Origin of the sequence: Pseudomonas sp. P135 (assembly GCF_020312125.1) — a bacterium.
GTDB lineage: Bacteria > Pseudomonadota > Gammaproteobacteria > Pseudomonadales > Pseudomonadaceae > Aquipseudomonas > Aquipseudomonas fragariae.
On sequence record NZ_JAGPYR010000005.1, the window covers coordinates 346,207 to 359,914 of the forward strand.

The following is a 13,708-nucleotide window of genomic DNA, read 5'->3' on the forward strand; positions in this document are numbered from 1 at the left end:
GGCTCACAGCTGTGGCAGTCGCAACGCTACCTGCATGCCAGATGATAATGTGTCCAGTCACAAGAGGCAGGCCACCCGAGGTTCAAACATGCTCGACAGCCCAATCCGAGATCTGCTCGACACGCTATGCCAGGTAATGGCCGACAAACCGTTTCTGGTGGTGACCGGCGCAGGGATCAGCACCGCATCCGGCATTCCGGACTACCGCGACAAGAATGGCGTGCGGCGCGGCAAGCAGCCGATGATGTATCAGGAATTTCTCGGCAACCCTGCAGCGCGCCAGCGCTACTGGGCACGCGCCATGCTCGGCTGGCCGCGGATCCGCGCGGCACAGGCCAATGCCGCGCATCTGGCCCTGGCTGCGCTGCAGGCTGAACACGCCATTACCGGACTGATCACCCAGAACGTCGATGCACTGCACACACAGGCCGGAAGCCGGGACGTCATCGAGCTGCACGGCAGCCTGCACCGGGTGCTGTGTCTGGATTGCCAGCAGCGCAGCGACCGTGCAGGAATTCAAGAGCAGATGCTGGCGCACAACCTTTATCTGATCGGCGTCCACGCGACACAGGCACCGGACGGCGATACCCTGCTAGACCCGGCGTTCGAAGCCAGTTTCGAGGTGCCCCGCTGTCCGCACTGTGGAGGCGACAGGCTCAAGCCGGACGTCGTGTTCTTCGGTGAAAACGTCGCCGCGCAGACCGCTGCCAGGGCTACGCAAAGTGTCGAGGACGCAGAAGGTCTGCTGGTGGTGGGCACGTCATTGATGGCCTGGTCGGCATTCCGCCTGTGCAAGGCCATGGCCGAACAGGGCAAACCGGTCATCGCCATCAACCATGGCAAGACCCGGGCGGACGAGCTGCTTGAAATGAAGATCGAAGCGTCCTGTGAGCAGGCCTTGCCGTGGCTCGCCGAGCAATTGGTTTCGCTTTAAAACAGCCCCAACTGCCCACCGATCAGGGTGCTGAAATCGTCGTCCACAAACGGCAGGATCGCGTCAGCCAGCGGTTGTAACTGACGAGTCACGTAGTGATCGTAGTCAATCGGGGCGTGACGAATCTCCAGCGGTTCCGGCCCGGCGGTGGTCATCACGTAGCTGATCCAGCCGCCACTCTGGTACTGACGCGGTCGCCCCTGCTGGTCGTTGTATTCATCGGCCAGCCGTGCAGCGCGTACATGAGGCGGCACGTTGCGCTGGTAGTCATCGAGCTTGCGACGCAAGCGCTTGCGGTAAATCAACAGGTCATCCAGCTCGCCTGACAGGGTGCGTTGCACGTAGTCACGCACGTAATCCTGATACGGCTGGCGTTTGAAGATCCGCAGGTACAGCTCCTGCTGAAACTGCTGAGCCAGTGGCGACCAGTCGGTGCGTACCGTTTCGAGGCCCTTGTAGACCATCTCCTCGGAACCGTCAGCACGGGTCACCAGGCCGGCGTAACGCTTCTTGCTGCCCTCCTCCGCACCGCGCACGGTGGGCATCAGGAAGCGCCGAAAATGCGTTTCGTATTGCAGTTCAAGGGCACTGTGCAAACCGTACTCGGCGTGCAAGTGCTCGCGCCACCACTGATTGACCTGCTGCACCAGCGCTTTGCCGATGCTTGCTGCCTCCTCCTGCCCATGAGGACGGCCCAGCCAGACGAATGTCGAGTCGGTATCGCCATAGATCACCGTGTAGCCCTGCGCCTGAATGAGGTCGCGGGTCTTGAGCATGATTTCATGCCCACGCAGGGTGATCGATGAAGCCAGGCGCGGATCGAAAAAGCGACAGCCGCTCGAGCCCAACACGCCGTAGAAGGCATTCATGATGATTTTCAGCGCCTGGGACAAGGGGGCGTTCTGCTCGCGCTTGGCCGCTTCCCGACCTTGCCACACGCGCTCGACGATGGCTGGCAGGCTGTGACGGGTGCGCGAGAAGCGCGCGCCGCGAAAGCCCGGCACCGACTCGCTGTCCGCTGGATGGCGCAGGCCTTCGATCAAGCCCACCGGATCAATCAGAAAGGTACGAATGATCGACGGATAAAGGCTCTTGTAGTCCAGTACCAGCACCGACTCATACAGCCCTGGCTGGGAATCCATGACAAAACCGCCAGGGCTGGCCTCCGGCAGGCGCTCGCCCAGGTTGGGCGCCACGAAACCCTGACGATGCATCAGCGGGATATACAAATGGCAGAAAGCCGCAACCGAACCACCGCTGCGGTCGGCAGGCAGACCGGTGACCGTGGCGCGCTCGAGCAGAAAGGTCAGCAATTGGGTCTTGGCAAGGATGCGCGTGACCAGTTCGCAGTCCTTAATGTTGTAACGCGCCAGCGCCGGTTTGTCCTCGGCGAACATGCGGTTGATTTCGTCCATACGCTGATAAGGCGTGTCGATGGCCTTGCCTTCGCCCAGCAGAGTCTGCGCGACGTATTCGAGGCTGAACGACGGAAAGCTCCAGGTCGCCGAGCGCAATGCCTCGATTCCGTCGATGATCAGCCGCCCGCTCACTTCGGCAAAAAAATGGTTGTTGCGACTGCCATGCTCACGCCAGCCCATCGCTTCACCGCCACGCCCAAGCCTTAACGGCACTTGCAGGCGCTGGGCATGCTCATGCAGCACGCGTAAATCGAACTGGATAACGTTCCAGCCGATAATCGCATCAGGGTCGTGCAGCGCCAGCCAGTCGTTCAGGCGTTCGAGCAACTGCGCGCGGGTATCGCAATAATCGAGCTGAAAATCCAGCGTCTCGTCACCACCGTTGGCCGGCCCCAGCATGTAGACCTGGCGCTGCCCACAGCCCTCCAGTGCAATCGAATACAGCTCGCCGCGGGCGGTGGTTTCGATATCCAGCGAGACCAGCCTCAGATTAGGACGGTAATCGGGCGATGGTCTGATCTGCGCGTCGCACAGCACCCCATCGGCATCCGGCGTGCCGCCAAACTGCACCGGCGCGGTGATGAAGCGTTCCATCAGGTAGCGTTCCGGCGGGCGAATGTCCGCTTCATAGACGTCTACATTGCCTCTGCGCAGCAATTTTTCGATGTTCATCAACTGGCGGTGCTGCTGGCAATACACACCCAGCACCGGACGGTGACGAAAATCACAGAGCTCAAGCGGACGCAGTTCTACGCCACGTTCGGTACGCAACAACGATCGGGCCCGCTCACCCTGTTCGGCAGGAATAAAGGCGACAGAGGGCTGGCAAGGCAGGCGAATATGGCGCGGGCCCTGATCGGTGGCCAACCAGAAGTCGACCTCGGTCCCGGCGGGCGTGTCTTGCCAGTGCCGACTCAGGATAAAGCCCTGCTGTACATCCAACGCTGTTACCTCGACCGCCCGGTGAAACAAATGATTCTACTTGGCTATGAGGCTAAAGGCGCGTCTGGAGGCGAATTAGCGGCACATTGAGGGGCATGGACAATTGATTCCTCCTATTCCCGTGATCCTTATTTACTGCTTGCTCGATTCTGCGCGCTGGATGATTCTGTAGTGGTTCTGGCAATGCACTACAGCCACCCAGGTCCCGATCACGGAGAGCCCCATGAAAACCGTCGCCCAGCTACTGAAATTGAAAGACCTGCAGAACCAGCAAGTGCATACCATCGGACCGGATCAGATGGTGCTCGACGCACTCAAGTTAATGGCTGAAAAGAACATCGGTGCGCTGCCGGTGGTCGAGGGCAACGTGGTGGTCGGCATCATCAGCGAGCGCGACTATGCGCGCAAGGTGGTGCTCAAGGGACGCTCGTCGGTGGGGACACCGGTCAAGGACATCATGAGCAGCAAAGTGATCACTGTCGACTCGCAACGCAGCGTCGAAGCGTGCATGGGGATCATGACCGACAGCCATCTGCGCCACCTGCCGGTCGTGGAAGGCGGCCAGTTGCTGGGCCTGCTGTCCATCGGTGACCTGGTGAAGGAAGCCATTGCAGAACAGGCGAACCTCATTCAACAGCTCGAGCAGTACATTCGCGGCGAATGACCTGAGCAACACATCAGGCGCAGCGCGCGATTGCCGCGCGCCACACCGTTCACTCAGTCGTCCAGCGTCTTGCCAGGCGCCGCGCCCTTGACCGGCTTGCCGGGTTTTTCGGCAGGCGCGGGTTTGGCTGGCGGCTCGGGAGCCGGTGCGGCAGCTTCCTGCTCGCGCATCGGCATCTGATCGATAGTGGCGAAGATTTCCTTGGGCTCTATCGATTCCGACTTTCCGACAGTCTTATCGATCTTTTTCTCGCCGTCCTTGCCCACCAGAATGACCTTGGTCCCCACACCCGCCCCCAGCTTCAGCTCACGGATCAATGCCATGGTCGACTGCGGGTCCATGCTTTTGCCGTCGCGCTCGCCCATGGTGTTGACCACCGTGAACAGCACCATATTGCGCTGCGCAAAAGCCTCACGGTTGGCAGGCTCGTCCAGTGACTTCTTGAGCTTGATCAGCACCGGATCGATGCTGCTGGGGGCGATGATGATCAAGGGACGCGACTTGCCGCGCTCCTGTGCCAGAGGGCCATCGCTGTCAGCAGCCAGCGCTGTACCGGCAGCGACAAGCAGGGTGGCGAGGGTCAGGGACCGGATTAACATGGTGGGCTCCTTTCAAATCCATTGGGTAGCCATCGCGTACAGACCGACACGATGCTGATCTGTTCTACCGCATATGGGTCATCCCGGTACAGCCCGATGTAGTCCTTTTCCTTAATCCGTTGCGTCAGGCAGAGCGTGCAAACGACCGATCACAGGCGCTGTCGAGGCTCGCCATCAGGCCTTGGACAATCTGCCCCACTTCAGCGGCGTCCAGCACCAAGGGCGGCAACAGACGGATGATCTTGCCGCGAGTGACATTGATCAACAGGCCATGTTGCTCGGCTGCGATGCGCGTCAGTTCGGGTATCGCCTGGCGCAACTCGATCCCTATCATCAAACCCTGGCCACGAACTTCCAGCACGTTCGGGTGAGCACCCAGCGCAGTGCGCAGCCCTTCCAGCAACTGCCGGCCTTGCAGTGCGGCGTTTTCCACCAGCGCCTGCCGTTCGATGATGTCGATCACCGCGCAGCCGACCCGACAGGCCAGCGGATTACCGCCGAAGGTGCTGCCGTGGCTGCCGGGCGTGAACAGTTGCGCCGCCCTGCCCCGCGCCAGGCAAGCACCAATCGGTATACCGTTGCCCAACCCCTTGGCCAGGGTCATGACGTCGGGAACGATGCCCTCATGCTGAAAGGCAAACCACTTGCCTGTCCGGCCCATACCGGTCTGGATTTCGTCGAGCATCAACAGCCAGTCACGCCGTGTGCAACGCTCCCTCAAGGCCTTGAGATACCCGGCGGGTGCCACCTGCGCGCCGCCCTCGCCCTGAATCGGTTCGACCAGCACGGCGCAGATCCGATGCCCATACGTCGTACAAACCTTGTCGAACGCTGCCAGATCGCCAAAGGGCACTTTGATGTAATCGCCCGGCAAGGTACTGAAACCCAGGCGTACGGCCGGCCCGTCACTGGCCGACAATGTGCCCAGGGTGCGGCCGTGGAAGGCGTTTTCCATGACCACGACCAAAGGCCGTTCGATGTACTTGTGCCAGCCATGCAGGCGCGCCAGCTTGAGCGCAGTCTCGTTGGCCTCGGCACCGGAGTTGTTGAAAAACACCGCGTCCAGCCCTGACAAGGCCGTCAGTTTCTGCGCCAGGCGCTTCTGCCAGTCGATGGTGTACAGGTTGGAGGTGTGCAACAGCAGACCCGCCTGATCGCGAATCGCCTCGACCAGCAGTGGATGCGAGTGCCCCACATTGGTCACGGCTACGCCCGCCACGGCGTCCAGGTACTCGCGTCCGCTCTGGTCCCACAGACGTGTGCCCAGACCATGTGTGAAGCTCAGGGCCAGAGGTTGGTAAGTGCTCATCAGGCAGGTGGCGGTCATGAGGTGAAGCTCCTTGGGTATGTTTCGGTTTTTGCAGTATCGTTAACCACCTCAAATGGATAAACAGCGAAATACTTCAATCATTTTAAAGCCAGGATTGATAATGGATTTGTTTCAGGCAATGCGCGTGTACGTGAAAGTGGTCGAGGCAGGCAGCCTGACGGCAGCGGCGCAAGCGTGTTCGATTTCCACCACCATGGTCGGCAATCACTTGCGCGCACTGGAGGAGCGCTTGGGCGTCAGCCTCTTGCAGCGCACCACACGCCGTCAGCGATTGACGGAATTCGGTACCGCGTATTACGAGCGTTGCCTGGAAGTATTGGGGCTGGTGGCAGAGTCCGAGCAACTGGCCGAGCAGGCTCATGGCGATCCCACAGGTACGCTGCGCATCACCGCACCACTGACATTCGGTTCGGAAGTGCTGGCGCCTGCGCTGGTCGAATTCTCGCGGCGTTTTCCCGAAGTCAGGCTCGACCTTGTACTGACCAATCAACGTCTGGACATGATCGACAATGGTTTTGACGTCGCCATTCGCTTGGGCAACATTCCAGAATCGTCGCCACTGATCGCCCGTCCCCTGCAGGATTACACCTTGACCATCTGCGCCGCGCCGGACTATCTCGCCCGCCACGGCACGCCGACCCATCCCGAGGATCTTCGTGAGCATAATTGCCTGGCGTTCGCCTACCCGGCGGGAGACGAATGGCGGACTGCCGGTACACAATGGCGTATGACCGGCGCAGACGGCGACGTGCTGGTGGAGGTCAGCGGTTCGATGGTGGCCAACACTTCCGCCGGTCTTTATCAGGCGGCTCGTGCAGGCATGGGCGTCGTGATGCTTCCGGATGCACTGGTACAGCGCGACCTGCAGGAAGGCCGGCTGTTTGCGTTGTTCCCGGACTACCATTTGCCCCGACGACCGATGAACCTGCTGTATGTGCAGGACCGTTATCGACTGCCCAAGCTGAGAAGTTTTGTGGAGTACGCGACGGGGCTTTGGGGGCGGTAAGGACTTACCGCCGGAGGGTCACCGGGTCGCCCCCTGCGCGCGGCCTTTGCGGTGCGCGCCGGGGTTTACCGGGAATGAACGTCAGACCCGGAATCGACTGACCAGGCTTTGCAGATGCACGCCCAGACGAGCGAGCTCGACGCTCGACGCAGCCGTCTCTTCACTGGCGGAAGCCGTCTGTTCGGAGATGTCTCGCACATTCAGGACACTGCGGTTGATCTCTTCGGCAACGGCGCTCTGCTCTTCGGCGGCAGCGGCGATCTGATGGTTCATCGTCTCGATCGTCGAGATTGCCTGCGTCATGTTATTGATGGAAACACCCGCATTGCGTGTCAGCTCGACACTGTTTGCAGTCAGTGCCTGGCTGTTGTCGAGGATCGTCGCCACCTGCGCCGTGCGGGTATGCAGGCCGCTGATCAAGGCCGCGATCTCTTCGGTCGACGTCTGCGTGCGCTGGGCCAGGCTTCTCACTTCGTCAGCCACCACCGCAAAGCCTCGGCCTGCTTCGCCCGCACGCGCTGCTTCGATTGCAGCGTTGAGGGCCAGCAGATTGGTCTGCTCGGCAACGGCCTTGATGACATCGAGCACGCCACCGATCTTGTTGCTTTCGTTCTTGAGGTCGTCCATCGCGGACTTGGAGTGAGTGACCTCAGTCGCAAGCTTCTCGATCTGCGCAACAGCCTTGGACACCACGCCGTCGCCTTCGCGAGCTTCTTTCGAGGCGTTGACCGCAGCGTGTGAAGCCTGCTCTGCGTTGCGTGCGACTTCCTGAACGGTCGCAGACATTTCGTGCATCGCAGTGGCGACCTGATCGGTTTCGTTCTTCTGGCTGTTGACGCCGGCACTGGTCTGCTCGGTGACGGCCGACAACTGTTCGGCGGCACTGGCGATTTGTGTCACGCCATCGCGCAGACCACCAATCAGCTCGCGCAGGTTACCGGTCATGCGCATCATGCTGCCCTGCAGCTGGCCCAGTTCATCCTTGCGGGTAACCACCTGGTTGTGCGTCAAATCACCATCAGCGACACGCTCGGCCAGTTTCAGTGTGTCACGCAGCGGGCCAACGATAAGGTTGGTAATGACCCATGCCGCCAGGGCGCTCATGATCAATGCTGCAATCAGCCAGACAGAGAGCAGCATCTTGGCCTGACTCACATCCTCCACTCTCAGGTTGACCTGGTTCTCGGACAGCTTGTCAGCGCATTCAAACAGGATGCCGATGTCTTTGGTGATGCCTGCCTGAGCCAGATCAATCCTGGCCTGCGCCGCGGTGAACTGATTCAAGGTGTTCTGGTAGCTGATCATCGAGTCCACAAGGTGCTTGATGATCGCCGACTGGCCATCGAAACCTTGCAGATTTCTGACAAACTCGATAACCGTGTTCATCGATGTTTCCGCTGGAGCACGGTTTTCCGCCTTCAGCGAATAGGTGTAGCCACGCAAGTCGAAGCGCATTTTCTGGAACAGCGTCATCGCCTGCACGATGGCATCGCGCTGCGCGGGAGTCCCGTCATCGGATCGGGCAACGGCGTTGAGCTTTTGCAAATCATCAGCGCCTGCATCGGCGTACTGGCCAAACACCGAACGGGTCGCCTCACGGGCAGCGGTTGCCTGCATGAGGTTGTCGTAGTGAATACGGTAATCCTTCAAGGCGTCTGCGGCAGTATTCACCAACGGTACGTTCAACGGAGAATCGAACACCTTCTGCGCGTACTTCACATGATTTTCGAGACCTTCGAGCGCTTTCAACCAGTTGCTGGCGCGCTCGGCGTCATAGTTGACCGAATAGGCCAATCGGGCAATGCGGACATCTCGCGTGAGTGCGCTCAGCTTGCCGATGTCGGAAATCCGCTCGCTTCGTTCGCTCAGTGAGGTGATGCCTGTCCAGCCTGTCAGCGCGATCAGCACCGTCAGTACGATGACCAGAGCAAACCCGAGCACGAGCTTGGACCTGACAGAAATATTGCGCAGAGTGTTTATCACAGGGAGTCGCTCTTTCGTTGGTCATCAGTGGAGTACAAGAGGCCTGTCCTTGCCAGCTAGAGTGGAGTACAAGAGGCCTGTCCTTGCCAGCTAGCCATACAATCCACAAATGTCGGCAGCGAGGCTTCAAACTTTAAAACTGGCGTCAATATTTCGCTTGAAAATAAATCCTCGCAGGCGCGACCAACCCCGATGGCATTTTCATTGCAGTCAGTTAGCATGGGCCGTTACCCACACTTGGGTATTCTGGAGAAGTACATGAGTCTGGAATTGATCGCCTCAAAAAGCAGCTTGTTGACCATCGAGGAGCGCGCTGCGATTGCCGAGATCGAGGCCACGACCAATGTGCTGCGCCTTGTCACTCGCCTGACAGGCATGCGCTTCGCTGGTATCGCCAAATTTACCGACGCAGACTGGATCGCCTGTTCTGTCTATGACCCCACTGACCTGGGTATCGACGACGGCGATGTGTTCGAACTCGAGACCACGCTCTGTAACGAGTTTTGTACCAATCCCCAGGCACTGTTCGTGCCGCAGATCAGCACGAACGGCCGGTATGCGAACCTGCCAGTTGTGAAGCGCTACGCCATCGAAAGCTATGCTGGCGTGCCGATCTACCTTCCCGACGGACAGCTGTATGGTGCGTTATGCGCTCTGGACTCAAGAACGACACTGTTCGACGACCCCGATCTGGCGGAAACCCTGACCCTGTTCGCCCGATTGATCGGGTGCATTTTCTTCGCCAACATCAACGAAGGCAGCTGATCCGGGGCTGCGTCCTGAAGCAACGCTGTCGACTCACGGGCTGCTCTGCCAGCGCATGCAGCGGCTAAGACTCGAGCAAGTCGCTGCTGAACTGGCCTTCGTCGAGTTGCAGGCGATGTCGGGACGGTACAGGTGTGACCGGGTGATCGCCGTCCAGCAAGGCTTCTGCAGGCAGATCAATCCCGAAATGAGGAAATGGCTCCTGAGCCAACCAACCGCCAGCGGCCAGAACCAACAATAGAAAAATACCCGCAATGGGTTCTTTGGGTCTGCACATTCTCGTTTCTCCAATCCGGCAAAACGATCCGGCTCACAATGAGCCATTCAGTATAAAAGCCTGGGCGTCAACCGGCTCTCGCAGTCGGCGCATCAGGCGAAGGGCTCTTCGCCCTGCAACTTGGTACGATGCATCATCCGCCCGCACTCGGGGTCATAGGCTTCGGCCCGGTGCATGGTGCCGGTGTTGTCCCAGATCACCAGATCACCGACCTGCCACGCATGGCTGTAACTGAACGCCTCGGACGTGGCCCACTCGCGAAGGCCGACCAGAATCCGCGCACTTTGCGCCAGGCTGAGGCCAACGACCTGCTGCGCGGTGCAGCCCAGAATCAGCGACTTGCGACCGGATCGGTGCTTCCAGACCAGCGGCAACTCCTTCTCGCCGATCGCCTGCATGGCCTCAAGCATTGCAAGGCCAGGCTCCGGATTGTAATAGAGTAACGATGCCCATGGGGCATGAATGACGCGCAGACCGTCGTAATGCTGTTGGTCAGCGCTCGATAACCCCTCGTACGCCGCGTAAGTGTTACAGAAACCCGTGTTGCCTCCCCAACTGGCGCGCACCTTGCAGGACAACAACGACGCCAGAATGGGTGAATCGCTGCTCGTACCGTCGATGTGCCAGTAGAGCGAACCTTTGAGAAACTCCGCACCTGCCGGATTCTCTCTCACATCCAGGCTGATCCGGGTGATGTTCTGCCCATCGCCGGGTTCAGGGCAGAACGTACCCAGGGTGCGAGTAAAGGCAATCTGCTCTGCGTCGGAAAAATGAATCTGCGGGAACACCAGCACCCCTCGCTGCTCCAGCAGTTCCCGGATCTCCCCAGCGAATCGACCCGACAGCAGTTCCTGCTTGCCGTTGAAAATACGCGAGCCAATACCTGGCTTTATGGGTTCCTGCGACAGCTGAACGAGCGAAGTGGCTAACATGGTGCGACCCTCTTCATAAGTGAACACAACGGTACACTTATGAAGAAATGGAAGCAATAGCCCTGTTTTGCCGCGGGACGTTTTAAAGGGAATGCAGGTAATTACCCAAGTGATCGTGCAGGAAGAAAGCGAGCAATACTCCGATAAGCATTGCCAGCAAATCCAGCGCTCTGGCCTTGCCCCATATCGGCGTGCGCTCCCGGAGTCGAAAATACCAGGGGCCCGTACAGAGAATCAGACCCTGCCCCAGGAACCAGACAAGGGCAATGAAAAGCCCAGTGCTTAAAAGGCTATCGTTTCTGACAATCAGAGAACCTGTCGACTGACTCAAGGCAGCAAAATAAAGGCCGACCACCCCGATGACCGCCATCACCAGCCCAATGGGCCAGGCTGGAAAGCCACGACGCTGTACGTGCTTTTCAAGGTTCGACCGATCCCCCTCCAAGAGCTCGATGGTTCTCGGCCATCCTGCGATGCGAGCAAGCGTCAGTACGTCATGGCCGTTGCTGTTGGTCGCCGCAGAATCTGCCCCCATGTACAGAAGCGTGGCGACGAAATTGCAATTACCGGCGAGGGTTTCGCGATGGATCATCTGCCAGCCCGAGTCGTCGTAGTCAGTGGCCAGACCCGGGTCATCACGAAGGCCCTCTTCCACGGCACCCTGTGCGTTGAGTCCCATCGGATGCTCAAGCCGCTCCAGCTTGTTCAAGGCACGTTTATCCGATGCACTGTCCAGTGCGCGAGAGAAGCAGACCGGTGACTTGCCCTCTGCTGGCGGAACAAGCATAACGGTCCCCGCCTCACCAAAGTCCAACCCCCACGCCTGGTCATGCTCGACGCGCTCGGCCGCAGACATGCCGGACCGCAGGGCATCGATAGTGAAACCGCCGAATGCGCGACCGCCAAATACATAGACCCAGTCATTCAAGCGGTCCAGGAAAACCGACACAGGGTCCCCGGCATTTATCGAACTCACCCATACAGGCTCATTCATGAGAATGCCCGAGAGGGTCAGGCCGTCGAAATCGACATCCGTGACCCACATGTTCTCAACCGACGGGCTGTCGGGATCGGCTGAGTCAGTCGTGAAGGACACCTTTACCGCAGCCAGGTCCAGCGCTTTCACAATTCGGCGACGCTCCCAGGACATCTCGCGCCAGAAGAATCTGAAGGTGCGCTGCGCACTGGCAACCGCGACACGAAAGTCCTCGCTCTCGCCTTCAACACCGTAAATTTTTTGCTCCGTCATTGGCAGGGTCATTCCTTGTTTGATGAGTGCGAACAGAATGGCGGTGTCGCTGGCCCTCATTCAATTCGGCTGTTTCAAATACATTACTTCTTGAGTCACTGTGGCGCCAATCTCGATATTACCTGCTTGCGGCCAGGATAATCCGCTGCCAAAGTACCTCGAACGAACGCCTGATATGCAATTCAAGGAAAGAATCAACGTGCACGCCCCTGCCCCGCAAATCCTCATCCAGCGCATGGCCGACATTCACCTCGAAGGTGTCACAGCACTCTATAACGAGCCTGCGGTGTGCCGTCAGGTGTTGCAGATGCCTTATCAGTCCATCGAAGTCTGGCGCAAACGCCTGGCTGCCAGTACCGAGCGACACGTGAAACTGGTGGCTCTCCATGGCAACGAGGTGATTGGCAGCATTGGCCTGGAGCAGTATTCGCGCAGTCGGCAAAGCCATGTCGGCGCTATCGGTATGGGCGTCGCATCGGCCTGGCAGAGCAAGGGCGTCGGCTCGAAGTTGCTGGCAACAGCACTGGACATCGCAGACAACTGGATGAACCTGCGCCGAGTGGAATTGACCGTGTATGTCGACAACGAAGCTGCCCAGGGTCTGTATCGAAAATTCGGTTTCGAAACAGAGGGCCGGCTGCGCAACTACGCGGTGCGCGATGGCCTGTTCGTTGATGCCTTCAGCATGGCGCGGCTCAGATAAACCGTGTCCTTCAACACCGCTATTTGAGCGCTGCGTTAAAGCATGCAAGGATCAGCCATGAATCAATTTCCCCGAAGCAACCGACATCACCACCACAGCCCGCTTCAAGGTGCTGCGGTTGCTTGTGCTCATCGATTGGCCAGACACAGATCCACATTCTGACCCATCAGTGAAACCGACCAAGGCGCCCATGGCGCCTTTTTTATTGCCTGAAAAAACTGGAGATCATCACCCATGACCATGCTACGCGGAACCCGCATCGTGACCGGAACAGAAGCCGCAACCCTGCGTGACACAGAAAACCGTTTCCGGAGCTATCTTCATCGAAGCCGGGGCTGAGGAAGCGATAGTGCCGGCCTTATGGGGCCAGGACACCTTTATCGAAAAAGCCGGCGGCAGCGAAATCATCGGCCAGATGTGGGCCTTCGAGGACAAGGCCGGACGCGCCTGTTGCCTGATACCCGAAGCCACGGCGCTGTTTCAGGAGCGCAGTGAAGCGCTGCTTGAGGGGCGACGTGACGCAATGTTTTTCTACGTCGCACGCTGTTATCGCTACGAGCGCCCGCAAGCCGGACGCTACCGCGAATTCACCCAGCTGGGGCTGGAAATCCTCAGCCCTTCACCGCAGCAGGCGTTGCTGCGCAGCCAGGCCATCTGCACCGGTTTTCTGGATTCGCTGGGCCTTGACTATGAACTCAATACCGCCGTGAAACGGGGCCTGAGCTACTACCTGGAAGGCAACGGCTTCGAGGTGCGATGTTCGCGCCTGGGTGCGCAGCAACAAGTGGTCGGCGGCGGCGCCTATCGGGAGGGTGCCGGGTTTGGCATCGGCCTGGAGAGGCTGGTATTGGCGCTTGGGTGCGGCCAATAACCCCCCATCCTGTAACTGGCCGTAGAAGCGCAACG

13 protein-coding genes and 1 pseudogene are annotated in these 13,708 nt (G+C 59.2%); 6 read left to right on the forward strand and 8 right to left on the reverse strand.

What is annotated here, in order from left to right:
- Positions 1-88: 88 nt before the first annotated feature.
- Complete coding sequence (locus KBY08_RS10385; protein WP_024641023.1) at positions 89-934, forward strand: NAD-dependent protein deacetylase; 846 nt, start codon at positions 89-91, stop codon at positions 932-934.
- Here KBY08_RS10385 and KBY08_RS10390 read toward each other — a convergent pair.
- A complete protein-coding gene (locus tag KBY08_RS10390) occupies positions 931-3,294 on the reverse strand; it encodes a DNA polymerase II (RefSeq protein ID WP_103753749.1) in 2,364 nt (787 codons plus the stop codon). The two genes, KBY08_RS10385 and KBY08_RS10390, sit on opposite strands and share 4 nt — an antisense overlap.
- Positions 3,295-3,517: 223 nt before the next feature.
- Between KBY08_RS10390 and KBY08_RS10395 the strand changes: the two genes are divergently transcribed.
- Positions 3,518-3,958 carry a CBS domain-containing protein gene (locus tag KBY08_RS10395; RefSeq protein WP_225651135.1) on the forward strand — a complete coding sequence of 147 codons (441 nt, stop codon included), beginning with the start codon at positions 3,518-3,520 and terminating at the stop codon, positions 3,956-3,958.
- Between the two features lie 53 nt (positions 3,959-4,011).
- On the opposite strand, the gene KBY08_RS10400 is transcribed toward KBY08_RS10395, so the two are convergent.
- Complete coding sequence (locus KBY08_RS10400; RefSeq protein ID WP_011267621.1) at positions 4,012-4,557, reverse strand: DUF4174 domain-containing protein; 546 nt, start codon at positions 4,555-4,557, stop codon at positions 4,012-4,014.
- 124 nt (positions 4,558-4,681) lie between these two features.
- On the reverse strand, positions 4,682-5,884 hold the full coding sequence (locus KBY08_RS10405; RefSeq protein WP_225651136.1) for an aspartate aminotransferase family protein: 1,203 nt from the start codon (positions 5,882-5,884) through the stop codon (positions 4,682-4,684).
- A gap of 103 nt (positions 5,885-5,987) precedes the next feature.
- Here KBY08_RS10405 and KBY08_RS10410 point away from each other — a divergent pair, with 103 nt between their 5' ends.
- Entirely contained in the window at positions 5,988-6,893 is a 906-nt protein-coding gene (locus tag KBY08_RS10410; protein WP_003405623.1) for a LysR family transcriptional regulator, read from the forward strand.
- A gap of 81 nt (positions 6,894-6,974) precedes the next feature.
- Here the strand turns inward: KBY08_RS10410 and KBY08_RS26755 are convergent, their stop codons facing one another.
- Together KBY08_RS26755 and KBY08_RS26760 are read right to left on the reverse strand one after the other, a co-directional pair.
- Positions 6,975-7,847 (reverse strand): methyl-accepting chemotaxis protein, encoded by an 873-nt coding sequence (locus KBY08_RS26755; RefSeq protein ID WP_371134843.1) that lies wholly within the window; start codon positions 7,845-7,847, stop codon positions 6,975-6,977.
- Positions 7,830-8,876, reverse strand: a pseudogene (locus tag KBY08_RS26760) (methyl-accepting chemotaxis protein); the annotation flags it as partial. The gene KBY08_RS26755 and the pseudogene KBY08_RS26760, both read right to left, overlap by 18 nt.
- Positions 8,877-9,134: 258 nt before the next feature.
- Here KBY08_RS26760 and KBY08_RS10420 point away from each other — a divergent pair.
- Positions 9,135-9,641 (forward strand): GAF domain-containing protein, encoded by a 507-nt coding sequence (locus KBY08_RS10420; RefSeq protein ID WP_011267618.1) that lies wholly within the window; start codon positions 9,135-9,137, stop codon positions 9,639-9,641.
- Positions 9,642-9,705: 64 nt separating this feature from the next.
- On the opposite strand, the gene KBY08_RS10425 is transcribed toward KBY08_RS10420, so the two are convergent.
- From KBY08_RS10425 to KBY08_RS10435, 3 genes are all read right to left on the reverse strand, one after another.
- On the reverse strand, positions 9,706-9,918 hold the full coding sequence (locus KBY08_RS10425; protein WP_003405632.1) for a hypothetical protein: 213 nt from the start codon (positions 9,916-9,918) through the stop codon (positions 9,706-9,708).
- A gap of 92 nt (positions 9,919-10,010) precedes the next feature.
- A complete protein-coding gene (locus KBY08_RS10430) occupies positions 10,011-10,850 on the reverse strand; it encodes a TauD/TfdA dioxygenase family protein (protein WP_225651137.1) in 840 nt (279 codons plus the stop codon).
- Positions 10,851-10,932: 82 nt separating this feature from the next.
- Positions 10,933-12,159, reverse strand: coding sequence for a YegJ family protein (locus KBY08_RS10435; protein WP_011267616.1), 1,227 nt, complete (start codon positions 12,157-12,159; stop codon positions 10,933-10,935).
- A gap of 139 nt (positions 12,160-12,298) precedes the next feature.
- Between KBY08_RS10435 and KBY08_RS10440 the strand changes: the two genes are divergently transcribed.
- Both KBY08_RS10440 and KBY08_RS10445 read left to right on the forward strand, forming a co-directional pair.
- Positions 12,299-12,802, forward strand: a complete 504-nt coding sequence (locus KBY08_RS10440) for a GNAT family N-acetyltransferase (protein WP_024651495.1) — start codon at positions 12,299-12,301, stop codon at positions 12,800-12,802.
- A 289-nt stretch (positions 12,803-13,091) separates the two neighbouring features.
- Positions 13,092-13,673: an ATP phosphoribosyltransferase regulatory subunit gene (locus KBY08_RS10445; protein ID WP_011267614.1), complete on the forward strand. Its 582-nt coding sequence runs from the start codon at positions 13,092-13,094 to the stop codon at positions 13,671-13,673.
- Positions 13,674-13,708: the final 35 nt, after the last annotated feature.

Excerpts from the sequence above, each read along its gene's own strand:
- KBY08_RS10385 (WP_024641023.1), top strand. The coding sequence starts at position 89 with ATGCTCGACAGCCCAATCCGAGATCTGCTCGACACGCTATGCCAGGTA.
- KBY08_RS10395 (WP_225651135.1), top strand. The coding sequence starts at position 3,518 with ATGAAAACCGTCGCCCAGCTACTGAAATTGAAAGACCTGCAGAACCAG.
- KBY08_RS10400 (WP_011267621.1), bottom strand. The coding sequence starts at position 4,557 with ATGTTAATCCGGTCCCTGACCCTCGCCACCCTGCTTGTCGCTGCCGGT.
- KBY08_RS10405 (WP_225651136.1), bottom strand. The coding sequence starts at position 5,884 with ATGACCGCCACCTGCCTGATGAGCACTTACCAACCTCTGGCCCTGAGC.
- KBY08_RS10410 (WP_003405623.1), top strand. The coding sequence starts at position 5,988 with ATGGATTTGTTTCAGGCAATGCGCGTGTACGTGAAAGTGGTCGAGGCA.
- KBY08_RS26755 (WP_371134843.1), bottom strand. The coding sequence starts at position 7,847 with ATGATGCGCATGACCGGTAACCTGCGCGAGCTGATTGGTGGTCTGCGC.
- KBY08_RS10420 (WP_011267618.1), top strand. The coding sequence starts at position 9,135 with ATGAGTCTGGAATTGATCGCCTCAAAAAGCAGCTTGTTGACCATCGAG.
- KBY08_RS10425 (WP_003405632.1), bottom strand. The coding sequence starts at position 9,918 with ATGTGCAGACCCAAAGAACCCATTGCGGGTATTTTTCTATTGTTGGTT.
- KBY08_RS10430 (WP_225651137.1), bottom strand. The coding sequence starts at position 10,850 with ATGTTAGCCACTTCGCTCGTTCAGCTGTCGCAGGAACCCATAAAGCCA.
- KBY08_RS10435 (WP_011267616.1), bottom strand. The coding sequence starts at position 12,159 with ATGAGGGCCAGCGACACCGCCATTCTGTTCGCACTCATCAAACAAGGA.